Here is a 16,023-nt window from a genome sequence, read left to right as displayed (position 1 = left end):
ACGGGAGATGGAGTGCATCAGTCTCAATTTTCTGCGGTTTCCGTTTTCTCCTCCCCTATGCTTGTTCTTCTTTTCATCGTCTACCCATCTGAGCTATCAGGAAATTTGTGTTAACTCGAAGTCGTTATGACTTTACCTTAACTTTATAATAACCAACCTTTAGACGTTCGTAAAGGCAAAAAGGTTCATCAACTCTTAAAAATTATGAGAATGACGAGAGGTAGTCATAATCTCCCCACAGGATAGGGGTGGATTTCCGAACAGATTCGAGAACTAAACCAAACAAATCAGATGACTTTTCGCTTGGTGTACCCGATCAAAAAACAGGAGAAGTCAATAGAGAAAACACCATTTCAATCCGGGAATTTGCTGAGGGTGTTTTCGTGATGATTGACTTTCGGGAGTAAAGTTCTCTTACCTTCCTACTATATTTAGGATTCCCTCAAAATCACTTCCCCCAATCGGGTGATTCAAAAAACTGAACAAGTTATAACCGATGATAAACCTAAGCTAGGCGAGAATCAGACTTAGGATAGAGGGGAATCTCAATGATAAACTCTGCGCCTTGATGGGGTTGAGAAATGCAGCAGAGTGTACCTTGATGCTTTTCGGTAATAATTTGATAGCTAATGGCTAATCCCATCCCTGTTCCTTTTCCCACAGGTTTAGTCGTGAAAAAGGGGTCAAATAATTTAGCTTGAACGGATTCAGGAATTCCCATCCCATTATCTTTGATGCGAATGCGAACCATCTGTCCAACTAATTCGGTTTCAATGAGAATGGTACTGGGATCTTCTCGAATTTCCCGAAATGTGCGGGTATGATTATATTCTTCAATGGCATCAATGCTATTTGCCAACAAATTCATAAAAACCTGATTGAGTTGGCTAGGGTAACATTCAACCGGAGGGATTTTACCATATTTTTTAATCACCTGAATACTTGGTGCATCCGTCTTAGCTTTGAGACGATTACTGAGGATTAAAAGGGTGCTATCTATCCCTTCGTGAATATCCACAGGTTTCATGTCTGCCTCATCCAACCGGGAGAAATTACGCAGAGATTGAACAATTTCGCGGATGCGCTCTGCTCCGAGTTGCATGGAAGATAACAGTTTTGGTAAATCCTCAATTAAAAATTCTAGATCAAGGTTTTCCGCTTCTTCTTTAATCTCTTTATGGGGTTGAGGGTAGTGTTTATGGTAGAGTTCAACCAAATCAATTAAGCCTTGACTATAGGCTTCAGCATGGGCTAAATTGCCATAAATAAAATTAACAGGATTGTTAATTTCATGGGCAATTCCCGCGACCATTTGCCCCAAACTCGACATTTTTTCACTTTGAATCAATTGGGTTTGAACTTGTCTTAATTGGCGCAGTGCAGTATAGAGTTCCTGATTCAGTTGCGCCAGTTCATCAGCTTTGCGAATAACAATGCTAATAATATTTTTCCGCAAATCTAAAGCGGCCTCAATTTGATAGGCATACCAAGGCAAACAAGTTAATTGAACTTCTTCTTTCCACAGTTCAAAGGAATGACGCGGACATAATGAAACCGTGCCATCGTCTGTTTGATGGGTGCTATCATTTAGGTTGCCTGCCCAGTCCACAGTCTGAATGACTTCCGGGCGAAACCAGAGGATATATTTTTGTTGAGATTGGGAAATCGCGATCGCCAATAAACCACTCCCCACGTCTTTATACTTGATGGCTGAGGGATATTCGAGGGCGAGGGAGTCGGTGCAGTAGAGTTTATCTCGAAAATGACCCTCTTCTAACCATTGCAAGAGTACCATAATGGCTTTATGGCTGGGAGTTTTCCCGAGAGTCTGTATTTTGTCTCCCAAACAAATAGCCACCCCGGTAGCAGAAACTAAATTCAGCAGTTGATCGGGATCTTCCATTAAGCCCTCTACAAAGCTATCCGCTTGGGTCATTTGGGTGAGTAATTGCCCTTGAATATCTTGGATGGCTAAACGAGCATCATAGCTTTCATAACTTTCTTTGGCAGATAATTCTGCGGATAATGCTTGACCAAAAAACTCACAAGCTGCCCGGACTTCATAAGGGAAATATTGAGGGCTGTAATGATGTCCCGCAATGAGTCCCCACAATTCCCCATGTCGTAGAATCGGCACAACTAAAGAAGCCCGTACTCCCATATTTTGTAAATATTTTAAATGACAAGAGGAGGCACTGCGCAAGACCGACTGACCTAAGTCTAAGGGCTTTTCAGTCAGAGGATTATCGGAGGGAATGAGGGAAACAGGTTGATAATAAACATCAGGAATAAGACGAACCCGATTTTTAGAAAATAGTTTTCTGGCGATGGCAGGAATATCACTAGCCGGGTAATTTAAGCCAACAAAAGATTCTAAATCTTCTCGTTTATCTTCTGCAATAACTAAACCGTGTCCTTGGGGTTGGAACTGATAAACCATTACCCGATCCAGTTGGGCAATTTCGCGAAATTCATGAGCAGCTACTTCACAGAGATGAAGCAAGCTTTCAGTTTTTTGTAGCTCAATAACCGTGTTTTGAATCAGTTGATAAAAATCCAAAAAACTGAAGTGATGGATACTAGAATTTTCTTCTAATTCTAAAATTAGTACCCCATCGGTTCGATTAACAATCCCATCCAAAGGCTTATAAGATTCTTGATTTTGAAATGACAGCTTAACGGGATTTAGTCCAAGCAAATTAGGGGATTGTAAAACCCGTTTTAATTTCTTAATTTGGGAAGGCTCAAAAACTGCCGACAAGTTTTGAGAAATTAAGCGTTGAGGAGGAATGCCCAAAATGATATCACTATTGGCACTGACTTGGAGAATCTTTAGTTCCGGCTCTTGTAAAACCAGTAAAACACCATGAGGCTGAATACATCCGGGAGTGTTGATGGATTCCTGTTCATCTTGTGAGAGAGAATTGAGTAATTTTTGAACGGGAGTTGGCATGGGACTTAGATCAGAAACGGTTGCCTGTACAATAGATTAAACGAAATTGAAATGATCTCATCAAGGGTAGTTGAAGAGATAAGCGAAAAAATGATCTTGAGACCTAGCGTCTATCATGGTGACGGAATTCTGCTCAGAAATATCGAAACTACAATTCTGTCCTACATGAATTGACGGGTTTAAGGCAAGATTGCTCTAAGGCAAGACTAGGATAGGATATACTTTTACGATACCGCATTTCTCTAGCTGTTTATTCCTCTTTGTGACATAAATCCCTATGACACAACCCATTCCTCCGATTACTTTACCTCCCGTAGAAGATGCCCGCCAAGAAGGAAAATGGTTACAATCAGCCTTGCAGGAGTGGCTAGATCACGAGTTTATCCCTGAATTGGTTAATGAGAAAATAGCCGAACGTGCTGCTCAGATTTTCGTGCGTCAACGCCTAGAAGGGGAGAATGATCTAGGCTCCCTGGTTATAGCTATTGTAACGGAAATGCAGGCTTTTGATTTTAGTAGAAGTTTTTACAGTGAGTTTGCGATCGCCAATGCCGTGAGTGATCTCCTCTTAGATAGTCTGGGCATTGATCGCTGTTGTGGCAACGGCTAAAATTCCCCCAAAGCAAAAGGGGCAAGGTTTTTAGAAAAACCTCGCCCCTTTTGACTGATTCGGAAGTCTTTACCAACTCGACTTAACCACACCGGGGAGTAATCCCTCGTGGGCCCATTCCCGGAAAACGTGGCGAGAGAGTCCAAAATCACGATAATATCCTCTAGGACGACCTGTTACCCAGCAACGATTGCGGACGCGTACTTTGGCACTATTGCGGGGTAAACGTTGTAATTCGCGGTGGAGTTCCAGTTTTTGCGCGGGGGAGGTACAAGTTCTAAACTCTTCTTTTAATGCTTCCCGTTTCGCGGCATATTTTTCAACTAAACGCTGGCGCTTTTTCTCGCGCTCTATCATAGATTTTTTTGCCATACCAGCTTTAAGCCTGTTAATTTAGACAGCGTTTTTCATTCTAGCATGAACACAGGCTTGTATTCCAGCAAAAATCAGGTAGGGGTCGCCGATGAGAGAAAAGGGGCTTTCGGGATAGCGCGATCGCCAATAGGACAAGAAACGGGACTGATCTCCCCCCGTCACCACCATAGCACTGTGGGGAAACCGAGTCGCCCAGTCCGAGAGAAAATCCTGCACCCCCGCCAAAACCGTGTACAAAATTCCACTGGCGATCGCCTCATTCGTATCATGACCCCAGCGCTCAGGCAGAGCAAGGGGGAGAGACAGAGAAGGCAGAGCGGCCGTCTGGTGATAAAGGGCTTGAAACTGAGTCCCCAAACCCGGCAGGATAGCCCCTCCCCCAAATTGGCCGCCCTTACTCCCCCCCGTTAACGTTAAAGCCGTTCCCCCATCAATCACCACACAAGGCGCGCCATAGCGTCTTACCGCCCCATAGAGAGCCAACCCCCGATCAATGCCCATCGTGGGATATACCCCTTGAATCGGCAAATCCGCCAACGTCAGAATCTGGGTGTGGGGGTACTGTTGCCAGAATTCCGTTTGTTGCGGCACCACCGAAGCCAGATAAAGGGGCAGAGAAAGGGACAAAAACGAGAGAATAGCCTCCGGTAACTCCTCCAACCCCCCCCGTAAATGAGGCGCATGAGCCACCCATTCAATCTTATCCCCACGCAACCCCGCAAAATGGAGACGAGAATTGCCAATCGAAAGCGCTAACCCCTCCAACTCCATGGTCATCCTCCCTAAAGAAAATATTCCGTCCGTAAACGAATGCCATTGCGGAACACCTCCACCCGTTCCCCCCGTACCACATAGGAAAAACTACCATTTTGGGCGCGATATCCCCCAGACACCGGGAAAGCAGGCAAACGCACCACACTTTGAGCATCTGATTTTGACCGTCCAATATAATACAATTGTCCGCCTTGACGACAAACTTGGACATAGAAATTAGCCGTTTCCCGCTCTAACAACGCCTCATCACAAGCTAATCCCCGCCTTACATTCACTTCCATCCGACCCGCCCCTTGTCCCATGACCTCCGGATTCCGTTGGGTAGCCTGAGACTCCGTGCTAGGAATGCGCCCCCCCAGCAACGGCGGCAACTGGTACATCGGATTGACCGCTTGACGACTCTGAGACGGATAAAACTCAAAATGGAGATGAGGCCCGCTACTGTTGCCCGTGCTACCCATTTCCGCAATCAGTTGTCCTTGTTGGACTTGTTGCCCTTGACGCACCAGCAAACGCCGATTGTGACCATAGACCGTCCGCGACCCGTCCGGGTGTTGTAACGTGATGGCATAGCCCAAACCCCAATCATCCCACCCCGACATAACCACCACCCCATCCTGAACCGCCACAATGGGCGTTCCGGGAGCGCCTGCAATATCAATCCCAGTGTGATAAGTGTGAAACCCTTGGGAAAGAATCCCCGTCGTCGGCCAGATCAAACCATTAGCCATCTGACGGGCGAGTTGAGCGCGTTGACCCGAGGATGGCGGTTCAACCACCGTCGGATCATCGGCCGCGCTGGAGGTTGTGGCAAAGAGAACCGATAAACTCAGGGTGAAGAATAAGCCGATTCTTCGCCGATTTTTTGCGAAATCTTGTTTTCTTTTCATAAACTCATTAAAAAACTACAACCCCAATAGGGTTGATCTGCTAGAATGCAGCCTGAATTTTGCTTTCACCCAGGATGGGGGGTTTTCAGGAGAATCTTGGTGCAGTACAAGAAGCAACAAAGGAGTTGAGAGTTCCCCACCCCAAGTCACGCTATGATCAACCATCCAGTGGAACATTTCGAGTCAAGAGGGAAAAACCATGACAGTCCAACGAATTGGGATAATTGGCGGCGGTCAACTCGCTTGGATGATGGCCGCCGCCGCGCAAAAATTAGGACTGCAATTAATCATACAAACACCTAGCCCGGATGATCCGGCCGTGAGTATTGCCGATCAAGTGATTTACGCCCCCATTGCCGACGCAGAGGCGACGGCTAAGTTGGCTGAATGTTGTGATGTGATTACCTTTGAAAACGAATTTATCGACCTCGACGCACTTAGACCTCTTGAACAGGCGGGGGTGTGTTTTCGGCCGCGTTTAGATGCCCTCGCCCCCTTGTTGGATAAGTACACCCAACACCAATCTCTTGAACAGATGGGGCTTCCGGTGCCAGATTACCAATTATTAGAACCGGATAGGACTATCCCGCCCTGTGATTTTCCGGTGGTGCTGAAGGCAAGACGACATGGCTATGATGGACAGGGGACTTTTATCCTCAAAAGTCGGGAGGCGCTGATTGCCCTCTGGGAGCGTCTAGGACGGCCGTCTATTCTGTTGGAGTCTTTTATTCCTTTTGAGCGAGAACTGGCGGTAATGGCGGCGAGAAGCCTGACTGGGGAGGTGGTGGTTTATCCGGTGGTGGAAACCCAACAGATCCATCAAGTCTGTCGTCGGGTGGTGGCTCCGGCGGTTTTGTCGCCTTCGTTGACAGAGGAGATTGTCCACGCGGCTAGGACGTTGTTAAATTCCCTTGAGGTGGTGGGGATTTTTGGCATTGAGTTCTTTTTAACTCCAGATCAACGGGTGTTAGTGAATGAAATTGCGCCCCGTACCCACAATTCCGGTCATTACACTTTAGATGCTTGTGAGGTGTCCCAGTTTGAAATGCAGTTGCGGGCGGTGGCAGGTTTGCCTTTGCCTGTGCCGTCGTTGAAGACGGGGGGGGCAGTGATGGTGAATTTATTGGGGTATGAGACGGCTTACCATGATTATGGGGAAAAACGGGCGCGTTTGAGTGAAATTCCGGGGGCTACGTTGCATTGGTACGGAAAAGCGGAGTCGCGGCCGGGTCGGAAATTGGCGCATATCACGGTTTTGAGTGAAACCCCTTTGGATGAGGCGGGGGTTTTGGCGATCGCACAACCCATTGAACAGCTTTGGTATCCGTCCTAACCAAATCCGCATAAATTCCTAGCTCATGCCAGCAAGTCCATCTCCCCGTGGTATATATGTAAAGGTTTATTAACTGCCTTTAATATTTTACGGAGACGGAAAAAAATTCATGACCGCCACGACGGAAAAGTTTGTCCAGACGTTGGTTTCCCCCGACCTCACCACGCTGCACCTGAAAGACATTTTAAAAACCCTACCCCGCCAATGCTTTGAGAAAAATCGCCGCAAAGCTTGGACTTCTGTAGTGATCAGCCTTTGTGCGGCCTTAGTGGGTTATATCGGCATTATTGCCCTGCCTTGGTACTGTTTACCCCTGACTTGGATTTGGACTGGAACCGCCCTGACGGGATGGTTTGTCATTGGCCATGATTGTGGTCATCGGTCCTTTGCTCAACGTCGCTGGGTGAATGATTTAGTGGGTCACTTTTTTATGATGCCCCTCATTTACCCCTTCCACAGTTGGCGGATTCTGCACAATCAACACCACGCCCACACCAACAAACTAGAGTTCGATAACGCTTGGGAACCTTGGACTGAGAGCGATTATCAAGCCAAACCTTGGTTAGTTCGCGTTTTTTACCGGGCTATCCGGGGGCGTTTGTGGTGGATTGGCTCTATTGCCCATTGGGGATTAATGCACTTCAAACTAGATAACTTTCAAGCCCGAGATCAAGGGAAAGTGAAACTCTCCATTGCGGTGGTCCTGTTGTTTGCTGCGATCGCCTTTCCCCTCCTCCTCATCACCACCGGCCCCTGGGGTTTCGTGAAATTCTGGCTCATGCCCTGGTTAGTGTATCACTTCTGGATGAGTACCTTTACCATCGTCCACCACACCATCCCCGAAATTCACTTTAAAACCCCCCAAGACTGGCACGAAGTAGAAGCCCAACTCGCCGGAACCGTCCACTGTACCTATCCCCGTTGGGTCGAATTCCTCTGTCACGACATCAACGTTCATGTTCCCCACCATCTCTCCGTCGCCATCCCCTCCTATAACCTACGACTCGCCCATGAGAGTCTAACCACCCATTGGGGCAGCGCCATCAAAACCCGCCAATTCTCCTGGGAATTAATGGACACCATCAGCCGCCAATGTCACTTATACGACCCCGATAAAGGGTATCGTCCGTTTAAATAGGGAACGGGGAACGGGGAACGGGGAATAGGGAATGGGGAGTCGGGAGTCGGGAGTCGGGAGTCGGAAGTAATGTCATTGCGTTTGCTGCGCAACGCTTCGCGTTTGCTACGCAACGCTTCGCGAACGCGGAGCGTCACGAAGTGAACGCGTAGCGTTCCGAAGGAAGGTACGAAGCAATCTAGTCAGGAGTCGGGAGATCGCCTCTCCCTCTCTCCCCCTCCCCCCTGCCCCCCATTTGTAGGTTGGGTCGAGCGACAGCAAAACCCAACATCAAATTCCCCTATGTCCTAGAGACGAGCAAAAAAGGGTATGATCAAAGGTTCAGAAGATGATGCTCACGCTGAACTATTATGCTAAATCCCAATTTAGAGGAAATCCAACTCAGCAAAGATGACTATGAGCGCTATTCACGCCATATCATCCTGCCCGAGGTCGGAGTAGAAGGTCAAAAACGCTTAAAAGCCGCTAGTGTTCTTTGTATTGGCACCGGAGGACTTGGTTCCCCCCTGCTGCTGTATCTTGCCGCCGCAGGAATCGGTCGCATTGGCATTGTGGACTTTGACATAGTGGACCACTCCAACTTACAACGGCAAGTCATTCACGGCACCTCCTGGGTCGGAAAACCCAAAATTCAATCCGCCAAAAACCGGATTTTAGAAATTAACCCCTTCTGCCAAGTGGACTTATACGAAACCCGCTTGAGTTCAGAAAACGCCCTAGACATCATGAGGCCTTACGATGTGGTGATTGATGGAACCGATAACTTCCCCACCCGTTACCTCACCAATGATGCTTGTGTGTTGTTGAATAAACCCAACGTCTACGGTTCAATTTTCCGCTTTGAAGGCCAGGCCACCGTATTTAACTACGAAGACGGCCCCAACTACCGCGACTTATTCCCGGAGCCCCCACCTCCGGGGTTAGTTCCCTCCTGTGCCGAAGGGGGCGTTTTAGGCGTTCTGCCCGGTATTATTGGCGTGATTCAAGCAACCGAGGCGATTAAAATTATTCTGGGGACAGGCAACACCTTAAGCGGGCGTTTGTTGCTCTATAATGCCCTCGATATGAAATTCCGGGAATTGCGTTTACGACCAAATCCAGAACGTCCGGTGATTGAAAAACTCATTGATTATGAACAGTTTTGTGGGATTCCCCAAGCTAAAGCTGAGGAAGAAAGGAAGCGTCAAACTATGGCTGAAATAACTGTACAAGAGTTAAAACAACTGTTAGATAGTGGATCGAATAGTTTTGTCTTACTCGATGTCCGTAACCCCAATGAATACGACATTGCTAAAATTCCGGGTTCAGTGTTAGTTCCTCTGCCGGAAATTGAAGATGGTCCGGGAGTGGAAAAGGTGAAAAATCTACTCAATGGTCATCGTTTAATTGCCCATTGTAAAATGGGAGGACGTTCCGCGAAGGCGTTAGGGATTCTCCAAGAACATGGTATTGAGGGGACAAACGTCAAAGGCGGAATTTTGGCCTGGAGTCGGGAAGTAGATTCTTCTGTGCCGGAGTATTAAATAGGGTCTGCTGAAGAACACTAGACGCTATTTAACAAAAATGTTGCGGAATTCCCCTTCCTCGCTTGCAGGGAGGGGATGGACTTGACCACTAACTCCCAAAGCGAAAACCAAGCTAAAAAGGGCTGTGTTGCAAGAGAAAATTTGGGTCTTAGGAACTAGGACTTCTGCCTGGGGAGGGAAGATAAGACTCGCTATATTTCGGTATAGAAAGCACTTCCCATGAATCAGGAAGCCCCATCCTCGCGCCTCGGCAGGGTGGGGTAGTTCACGAAGGGAACAGGGAACGGGGAACAGGGAACGGGGGGGAGCAGGGGAGCAGGGGAGAGGGGGAGAGAGGGAGAGGGGGGAGAGGGGGAGAGAGGGAGAGGGGGAGAGAGGGAGAGGGGGAGAGAGGGAGAGGGGGAGAGGCAATCTCCTGACTCCTGACTAGATTGCTTCGTACCTCGCAATGACATTACTTCCGATTCCCGACTCCCGATTCCCGACTCCCGATTCCCGACTCCCGACTCCCGACTCCCGACTCCACTTCGACTTCGCTCAGTGGCCACCGATTCCCGACTCCCGACTCCCGACTCCCGACTCCCGATTCCCGACTCCCGACTCCCTGCTCCCTAAATGGGGGATAGATTCAACCGCCAGCCCGATTTAAAATCGACCATCCCCGAGGTTTTAGCTTTTCTCTGGCTCGCTTGGGATCTAAGGTTGCTAAATAGTTGGGGGGTTCCCACGGGTGGATTTCCGAGTAAGTGGCGGGGTAAAGTAAGGGTTTCCAGAAGCCTTTCCAAATCCTGAAAATTTTATAGCCAAACTGTTCTAAATAGTCACTGACTGGGCTAGGATATCCCGCATGATCTTCATAACAAATGTCGCGAATATTCTGTTGTTTTAGCAGGTTTTCTGCGCCTTGGAATGTGGCGAGTTCATGCCCCTCAATATCTATTTTTATCACTGATATTTTCTGGTTTTCACTGCATAAATTATCCAGTTTGTCAAGGGTTACAGAATAGGTTTTGAGAATATCGGGTGAGGTTTGAGCCTCGGCTGAAATTAGGGCAGCTTCCCCGCGATTGTATTTGGGGATTTTTAACAGGCCTTCTCCGGATTGGTTGGATAAGGCAAGGGGTTTTACATAAATTTGACCTAGGTTTGGATAGGTTTGCCAACGGTTCACTTGTTCAAGCAGTTCTTGATAAGCTTCGGGGTTGGGTTCAAAGGCTAATACTTGTCCTGTTTTACCGACTTTAACGGCCATTAAACTGGTCATATAGCCAATATTTGCCCCAATATCTAAAACGGTTTCTCCGGGTTCAATGAGTCGCCAAAGGGTTTCCGATAGGGCGGGATCATAAATGCCCATGATCCATAAGGACCACTCAACTTTATCATCAGGATTGGGCAAAATTTGAAAGGGGAGCCCCCAATTGAGTTGAACAGTTTTGAGTTCGTTGAGGACTTGATCGGGAGGATTAAGCAATCGTTGATAAATTTGCCAAGGTTGGAGAATATATTCAGGTCGATTGAGATAGGTGAGGAAGGACATGGGTAATAGGGAATAGGGAATGGGTAGTGCCTTGACACAGCTAAAAGTGTGCGATAGATTTTCGGTTTGTTTCCTAATTGAAGCCAGTTTCGATGGTTTTCTTCATGCACTATTTAAGGTGTGTCATTCCAGTAGTAGGTAATAGGCAATAGTAATCAACCTCTCCTCCTCCCCCTGTTCCCTAATCGTTGATGATCAATTGCGGATGGATTGGGCGAGTTGGACGGCTTGAATTTGGGCGGCGACATTTTCCCGAGGGGACCAGGTTTCTAGGCGTTTTTGGGCGGCTTTAGCCATGGTTTGAAGGCGATCGCGCTCCGGTAAGATTTCCCGTAAAACCTGCGCCAGTGCGTCAATGTCGCCACAGGGATAGACGAAACCATTCACCCCCGACTCGACAATTTCCCGCGCCCCCACTTGATCACTCACTACGACAGCCGTTTCACACAACATGGCCTCACTCACCACCACCCCAAAAGGTTCATACTCGGAACATAAACAAAACAAATCAGCCCCACGATACACCCCGACTAATTCCCGTTGATTGACAAAACCGAGGAACTTCACGCGATCGCCCACTCCCAACTCCTGCGCCTCCCTCTCCAATTCTCCCCGTAACCCCCCATCCCCAGCATAGATTAAATAACTCCCCGGCACATTCGCGACAGCAAACGCCCGCAGGATATCGTGGGGCCGCTTCCAATACTGTAGCTTGCCCGCACACAACACAACCACCCCATCTTCGGGAATGCCCCAAGCTTGGCGCACGGCCTCCCGATCTACCTGGGCGCCTTGGGCTAACCACCAATCATTATCCGTCGCCGAGGGGGTTAAAACCACCCGTTGAGGGGGAATGCCTAAATTTTCCACCATTTCTTTCCCGTAGGTCGAAGACACTAAAATCACATCCCCGAGGCGGAAAATCCAAGGCAAAATCAAGGGTTTTAGCCAACGTTTCCAAGGTGCGCGATCGCGAGGCGCAATACTACTAGCATCGGTACTAAACAAAAACGGTTTCCCCTTCAACTTCGCCGCCAGTGCCACCAGCCAAAAACTCGCATAGGCATAGCCTGCATAGACCATCACCCCATCCACCTGATCCACCAAATCCATCAACTGAGGATTAATTAACCCCCAAAACCGTCCAATTCCCGGCCGAGGAGAGACATTGGGCGGATTGATCCAATCATACCCCTCCAACATCGGCACATCCCAAGCAATCTCCGTCCCAAACTCCGGATCTTGATAGGACTCCACCCCCTGCAAACTACAATAGGCCACCAACGGATCTAGGCTGCCTTCCTCAACCATCCCGCGAAACAAGGGGATAATATAAGGCACCGGATGGGATACCACAATCAAAACCCGTTGCTTTGCCTTCATCGCCCAATTTCAGCTAAAACCACGGCAAAACGGCGAATTTCCTGCACAATGCTATCAGGCCATACTTCCGGTAAATCCGCCCCCCCGTGTTTCATCACCCTTAAACGGGCAGATGGGGCGAGTTGAGAATAAACCTTACTCTGGGCAATGCGCACCGCTTGATCTTGTCCCCCTTGTAAAACCAGCGTCGGAGTCCTCAACCCCGCCAACTGATTATAAAGGAACTCTTCCTTAATCTCCTGACTGCGCCGTTGAAACAATAACTCACAAGTGGCCGGACAAGCTAACAACTGCTTGCGATAATTCAACAACTGCTCAATAGTATGGTGAGTTCCCAACAGTTTAGCTAGGGGAAACAGGAACTTTAACCACCCACAAAACAGGGAACGGGGAGATGTGAGCCTTTTTTCAGTATTCCAGCGTCCCTCCTGTTCCTTCACCTCCACCCCCTCCGGTGCAATCACCACCATTCCCTGCACCTTTTCCGGGTTCTTCAGGGTGTAATGGGTGGCCACCCAGGCCCCGATGGAATAACTCACTAAGTAAAACTTTTCTAACTTGAGGGCGGCAATATAGGCCTCTAAACACTCCACATGGAGGTTGATGGACTGGTGCAGATCTGGCTGTTCTGACTCCCCAAACCCCAGTAAATCAGGGGCAAAACACTGATATTGATCACCTAAGCGTTCAAAAACCGGGAGCCACTGACTGCCATCACTCCCTGCACCATGTAAGAACACAAGGGGCGTTCCTTTGCCAACTTCCCGCCAGAACATTTGTCCCTGAGAGAGGCGGATTCGAGAATTGCGGACTGGTAATTGCATCTGAGTTCAACCAGACTGAATCAATAAGGGTAGACAAGAGGAGTGTGAGCAACGTTGGAATTATAATTCCACAGATTTGGGCAAAAGTCACAAAAAATTACGTTTGGAGGGGGATTGATAAGAGATTCTTAAGTGATCTTCTGTTTCGGAGTTTTGGATGCACATTAAGCAATTGTTGTCAAGTTATTTAGATAATCTTGTAACTGACGGTCATTATCATGACTTAAATGTCCAAAGGGAATCTCTTGGGGGTCAAAGGCGCGCACGTCGGTTATTTCGTTGGTGTCTTGGACTTGGAGGGTTCCTTGAGCGGCCACTTCTAGCACAATGCTAATGGAGTGCATTCTAGGATCTCGGTCTGGTGCGGAGTACACCCCCACTAAACGACCAATTTGGGTAATTTCTAGCCCAGTTTCCTCGGCTAACTCACGATGAGCGGTGGTGGGAATATCTTCCCCCCAGTCAATAATTCCACCGGGTAATCCCCATTTTCCGGTATCTCGACGACGAATCAGGACGATTTTGCCATCCGGGAGGACGGGAATCAAGGTGGTTCCGGTGATGGGGTGGCGGAAGATAATGCCTAAGACGGTGGTGAAGAATTGCCAATACCGATGAATCATGGGAAAAAGGGGGGGTACAAAATATCTCTAAATTAAACCGGAAAACGTGCTGTGAAAATTCGTTGTCAGACTGTCACCTTTGAGGGGATTGAGGCGATTATTTTGGATAAAGATGGCACCTTAGAAAATTCTCTCGATTTTTTACGTCTTTTGGCTCAGAGGCGATCGCGCTTCGTGGATGCTCAAATCCCCGGCACCGGAGAACCCTTGTTAATGGCCTTTGGGGTACAGGGGGAAACCATTGATCCTAGAGGTTTAATGGCTGTGGGGAGTAGAGAAGAAAACCGCATCGCGGCCGCGGCCTATATTGCTGAAACCGGGCGGAGTTGGTCGGAAGCCTTAGCCATTGCCCAACAAGCCTTTCAAGAGGCCGATCAATCGCTTCCCCGTCGGGCGGAAGTCTCCCCCCTCTTCGCTGGGACGCGGGAAATTCTCAGTCAATGGGCGGCCACGGGGATAAAGTTGGGTATTTTATCGGCAGATTCTAGCGCTGGGGTGCAGAGTTTTATTGAACGTCATCAACTTGGGGAGTGGATTCAGTTGGGGATGGGGGTAGATCCGCCTCAACCGAGTAAACCGGATCCGAGGCTGTTTCAACAGGTCTGTGAGGGGCTAGGAGTGACACCCCAACAGGCTTTAATGGTGGGGGATTCCCATTTAGATATTCAGATGGCGAAAGCGGCCGGAGCCGGGGGGGTGATTGGTATTTGTTGGGGGAATGCCGGGGCGCGAGAGATTCAACAGGCTGATGTTGCGATCGCCCACTTAAATCAATTAGCGCTTGCTGAATAAGGGAACAGGGAACAGGGAACGGGGAACAGGGGAGAGGGGGAGCAGGGGAGCAGGGGAGAGGGGGGGAGGGGAGCAGGGGGGCAGGGGAGAGGTTGATTACTGTTCCCGACACCGGACTCCCTAGGGCGCAAGCATTGCGCCCCTACACCGATTCCCGATTCCCGACTCCCGACTCCCGGACTTATTCAGCCAGCCCCAACTAAGCCTTCTCCAACAGAGAGCGTAAGGCCTCCTTCATCTCCTCCACCGTCGTGGTCGCGGTGCCAAACTGCCGCACCACCAAACTAGCCGCCAAATTTCCCAACACCGCCGCCTCCCAAGCCGATCCCCCCGCACACAACGCCAAAGTCAAAGCCGCCACCACCGTATCCCCCGCCCCCGTCACATCAAAGACATCCGTTTGATTAAATGCCGGAATATGGTCAATACTGCCCTTGTGGGAAAATAAACTCATCCCCTCTTCCCCCCGAGTAATCAACATATAGACCGCCTGGGTGAACTCCAATAACTCCCGCCCCGCGTGCTGCAAACTTACCTCATCCGTCACCCCATAGCCCACCGCTAATTCCGCTTCTGGCAGATTAGGCGTGAAAATCGTCGCCCCTTTATACCGGGGCAAACCCTTTTGAGCATCCACCACCACGCAAGAATGTTGCAGCGCCGCCCCAATCACCGGAGAGGTAAAAACGCCTTCCCCATAGTCAGAACAGACCACAGCCTTGGTTCCGACCTTAGCCCGCTTAATGGCCTCCGCTAACTCCTGCTGGATCTCTCGGCTGGGTAGTGCATCAGATTTCCGGTCAATCCGCACAATTTGCTGAGTCACAGACTGGCGGGCATGACCCGCGATGCGGCTTTTCGTCACCGTAGGACGACTGGGATCTACAACTAGCCCAGTCGTATCAATCCCCGCCGCCTCAAAAATCCCCCGCAGGGCTTTCCCTTGGGAATCGTTGCCAATTAAGCCCACCACTTTCACCCGTGCGCCCAATTTGGCCAAATTATAGACCGCGTTCGCCCCTCCGCCCGGGACTTGCCGGGTGGATTCATGGCGCAGAATGAGAACCGGAGCTTCCCGTGAGAGGCGCTCGACCTGCCCGGTCAGGAATTCATCGAGGGTGAGATCCCCTATCACGAGGACAGGGATATCCTGAAACCGATCCAGCAGGGCGAACAACTGGTCAGCGGCTGAGGCGAGTTGGGGAAAAGAGGGGACGGCTTGGCTCATAAATCCGGTCAAATATCCATCGGGACTGGGTTAA

Annotated in this window: 15 protein-coding genes; 5 read left to right on the top strand and 10 right to left on the bottom strand. The window is 49.2% G+C overall.

Going from position 1 to position 16,023, the window contains the following annotated elements:
- Positions 1-505: 505 nt before the first annotated feature.
- Complete coding sequence (locus SPI9445_RS0113745) at positions 506-2,953, bottom strand: ATP-binding protein (RefSeq protein ID WP_017305336.1); 2,448 nt, start codon at positions 2,951-2,953, stop codon at positions 506-508.
- A 277-nt stretch (positions 2,954-3,230) separates the two neighbouring features.
- On the opposite strand from SPI9445_RS0113745, the gene SPI9445_RS0113740 reads away from it, so the two are divergent.
- Complete coding sequence (locus SPI9445_RS0113740; protein WP_017305335.1) at positions 3,231-3,563, top strand: hypothetical protein; 333 nt, start codon at positions 3,231-3,233, stop codon at positions 3,561-3,563.
- A 69-nt stretch (positions 3,564-3,632) separates the two neighbouring features.
- On the opposite strand, the gene rpsN is transcribed toward SPI9445_RS0113740, so the two are convergent.
- From rpsN to SPI9445_RS0113725, 3 genes are read right to left on the bottom strand one after another with little or no spacing between them, the layout of a single operon-like run.
- On the bottom strand, positions 3,633-3,935 hold the full coding sequence (rpsN, locus tag SPI9445_RS0113735) for a 30S ribosomal protein S14 (RefSeq protein ID WP_017305334.1): 303 nt from the start codon (positions 3,933-3,935) through the stop codon (positions 3,633-3,635).
- A 21-nt stretch (positions 3,936-3,956) separates the two neighbouring features.
- Complete coding sequence (locus SPI9445_RS0113730; protein WP_026079782.1) at positions 3,957-4,715, bottom strand: pantothenate kinase; 759 nt, start codon at positions 4,713-4,715, stop codon at positions 3,957-3,959.
- Between the two features lie 5 nt (positions 4,716-4,720).
- Positions 4,721-5,602 carry a M23 family metallopeptidase gene (locus SPI9445_RS0113725; protein WP_017305332.1) on the bottom strand — a complete coding sequence of 294 codons (882 nt, stop codon included), beginning with the start codon at positions 5,600-5,602 and terminating at the stop codon, positions 4,721-4,723.
- 199 nt (positions 5,603-5,801) lie between these two features.
- Between SPI9445_RS0113725 and SPI9445_RS0113720 the strand changes: the two genes are divergently transcribed.
- The 3 genes from SPI9445_RS0113720 (at position 5,802) to moeB (ending at position 9,596) form a co-directional block, all read left to right on the top strand.
- A complete protein-coding gene (locus SPI9445_RS0113720; protein WP_017305331.1) occupies positions 5,802-6,935 on the top strand; it encodes a 5-(carboxyamino)imidazole ribonucleotide synthase in 1,134 nt (377 codons plus the stop codon).
- Between the two features lie 109 nt (positions 6,936-7,044).
- A complete protein-coding gene (locus SPI9445_RS0113715; RefSeq protein WP_017305330.1) occupies positions 7,045-8,073 on the top strand; it encodes a fatty acid desaturase in 1,029 nt (342 codons plus the stop codon).
- A 350-nt stretch (positions 8,074-8,423) separates the two neighbouring features.
- Positions 8,424-9,596 (top strand): molybdopterin-synthase adenylyltransferase MoeB, encoded by a 1,173-nt coding sequence (gene moeB, locus SPI9445_RS0113710; RefSeq protein WP_017305329.1) that lies wholly within the window; start codon positions 8,424-8,426, stop codon positions 9,594-9,596.
- 227 nt (positions 9,597-9,823) lie between these two features.
- Here moeB and SPI9445_RS30600 read toward each other — a convergent pair whose 3' ends face one another.
- From SPI9445_RS30600 to SPI9445_RS0113685, 5 genes are all read right to left on the bottom strand, one after another.
- Positions 9,824-10,147 (bottom strand): hypothetical protein, encoded by a 324-nt coding sequence (locus SPI9445_RS30600; protein ID WP_164674526.1) that lies wholly within the window; start codon positions 10,145-10,147, stop codon positions 9,824-9,826.
- An 80-nt stretch (positions 10,148-10,227) separates the two neighbouring features.
- Complete coding sequence (locus tag SPI9445_RS0113700) at positions 10,228-11,139, bottom strand: FkbM family methyltransferase (RefSeq protein ID WP_017305327.1); 912 nt, start codon at positions 11,137-11,139, stop codon at positions 10,228-10,230.
- A gap of 195 nt (positions 11,140-11,334) precedes the next feature.
- Positions 11,335-12,522, bottom strand: coding sequence for a glycosyltransferase family 4 protein (locus SPI9445_RS0113695; RefSeq protein ID WP_017305326.1), 1,188 nt, complete (start codon positions 12,520-12,522; stop codon positions 11,335-11,337).
- Positions 12,519-13,346, bottom strand: a complete 828-nt coding sequence (locus tag SPI9445_RS0113690) for an alpha/beta fold hydrolase (RefSeq protein ID WP_017305325.1) — start codon at positions 13,344-13,346, stop codon at positions 12,519-12,521. Before SPI9445_RS0113690 ends, SPI9445_RS0113695 begins: the two co-directional genes overlap by 4 nt.
- A gap of 164 nt (positions 13,347-13,510) precedes the next feature.
- Positions 13,511-13,969 carry an NUDIX hydrolase gene (locus SPI9445_RS0113685; RefSeq protein WP_017305324.1) on the bottom strand — a complete coding sequence of 153 codons (459 nt, stop codon included), beginning with the start codon at positions 13,967-13,969 and terminating at the stop codon, positions 13,511-13,513.
- Between the two features lie 51 nt (positions 13,970-14,020).
- On the opposite strand from SPI9445_RS0113685, the gene SPI9445_RS0113680 reads away from it, so the two are divergent.
- Positions 14,021-14,761: an HAD family hydrolase gene (locus SPI9445_RS0113680; RefSeq protein ID WP_017305323.1), complete on the top strand. Its 741-nt coding sequence runs from the start codon at positions 14,021-14,023 to the stop codon at positions 14,759-14,761.
- A gap of 199 nt (positions 14,762-14,960) precedes the next feature.
- On the opposite strand, the gene SPI9445_RS0113675 is transcribed toward SPI9445_RS0113680, so the two are convergent.
- Positions 14,961-15,989 carry a bifunctional heptose 7-phosphate kinase/heptose 1-phosphate adenyltransferase gene (locus tag SPI9445_RS0113675; protein ID WP_017305322.1) on the bottom strand — a complete coding sequence of 343 codons (1,029 nt, stop codon included), beginning with the start codon at positions 15,987-15,989 and terminating at the stop codon, positions 14,961-14,963.
- Positions 15,990-16,023 lie beyond the last annotated feature (34 nt).

Origin of the sequence: Spirulina subsalsa PCC 9445 (assembly GCF_000314005.1) — a bacterium.
In the GTDB taxonomy this organism is placed as follows: Bacteria; Cyanobacteriota; Cyanobacteriia; order Cyanobacteriales; family Spirulinaceae; genus Spirulina_A; species Spirulina_A subsalsa.
The sequence above is the reverse complement of the archived record's forward strand: the minus strand, read 5'-3'. Positions and strand labels throughout refer to the sequence as shown.

Excerpts from the sequence above, each read along its gene's own strand:
- moeB (WP_017305329.1), top strand. The coding sequence starts at position 8,424 with ATGCTAAATCCCAATTTAGAGGAAATCCAACTCAGCAAAGATGACTAT.
- SPI9445_RS0113695 (WP_017305326.1), bottom strand. The coding sequence starts at position 12,522 with ATGAAGGCAAAGCAACGGGTTTTGATTGTGGTATCCCATCCGGTGCCT.
- SPI9445_RS0113725 (WP_017305332.1), bottom strand. The coding sequence starts at position 5,602 with ATGAAAAGAAAACAAGATTTCGCAAAAAATCGGCGAAGAATCGGCTTA.
- SPI9445_RS0113685 (WP_017305324.1), bottom strand. The coding sequence starts at position 13,969 with ATGATTCATCGGTATTGGCAATTCTTCACCACCGTCTTAGGCATTATC.
- SPI9445_RS0113700 (WP_017305327.1), bottom strand. The coding sequence starts at position 11,139 with ATGTCCTTCCTCACCTATCTCAATCGACCTGAATATATTCTCCAACCT.
- SPI9445_RS0113675 (WP_017305322.1), bottom strand. The coding sequence starts at position 15,989 with ATGAGCCAAGCCGTCCCCTCTTTTCCCCAACTCGCCTCAGCCGCTGAC.
- SPI9445_RS0113690 (WP_017305325.1), bottom strand. The coding sequence starts at position 13,346 with ATGCAATTACCAGTCCGCAATTCTCGAATCCGCCTCTCTCAGGGACAA.
- SPI9445_RS0113715 (WP_017305330.1), top strand. The coding sequence starts at position 7,045 with ATGACCGCCACGACGGAAAAGTTTGTCCAGACGTTGGTTTCCCCCGAC.
- SPI9445_RS0113745 (WP_017305336.1), bottom strand. The coding sequence starts at position 2,953 with ATGCCAACTCCCGTTCAAAAATTACTCAATTCTCTCTCACAAGATGAA.
- SPI9445_RS0113740 (WP_017305335.1), top strand. The coding sequence starts at position 3,231 with ATGACACAACCCATTCCTCCGATTACTTTACCTCCCGTAGAAGATGCC.
- rpsN (WP_017305334.1), bottom strand. The coding sequence starts at position 3,935 with ATGGCAAAAAAATCTATGATAGAGCGCGAGAAAAAGCGCCAGCGTTTA.
- SPI9445_RS0113730 (WP_026079782.1), bottom strand. The coding sequence starts at position 4,715 with ATGACCATGGAGTTGGAGGGGTTAGCGCTTTCGATTGGCAATTCTCGT.
- SPI9445_RS0113720 (WP_017305331.1), top strand. The coding sequence starts at position 5,802 with ATGACAGTCCAACGAATTGGGATAATTGGCGGCGGTCAACTCGCTTGG.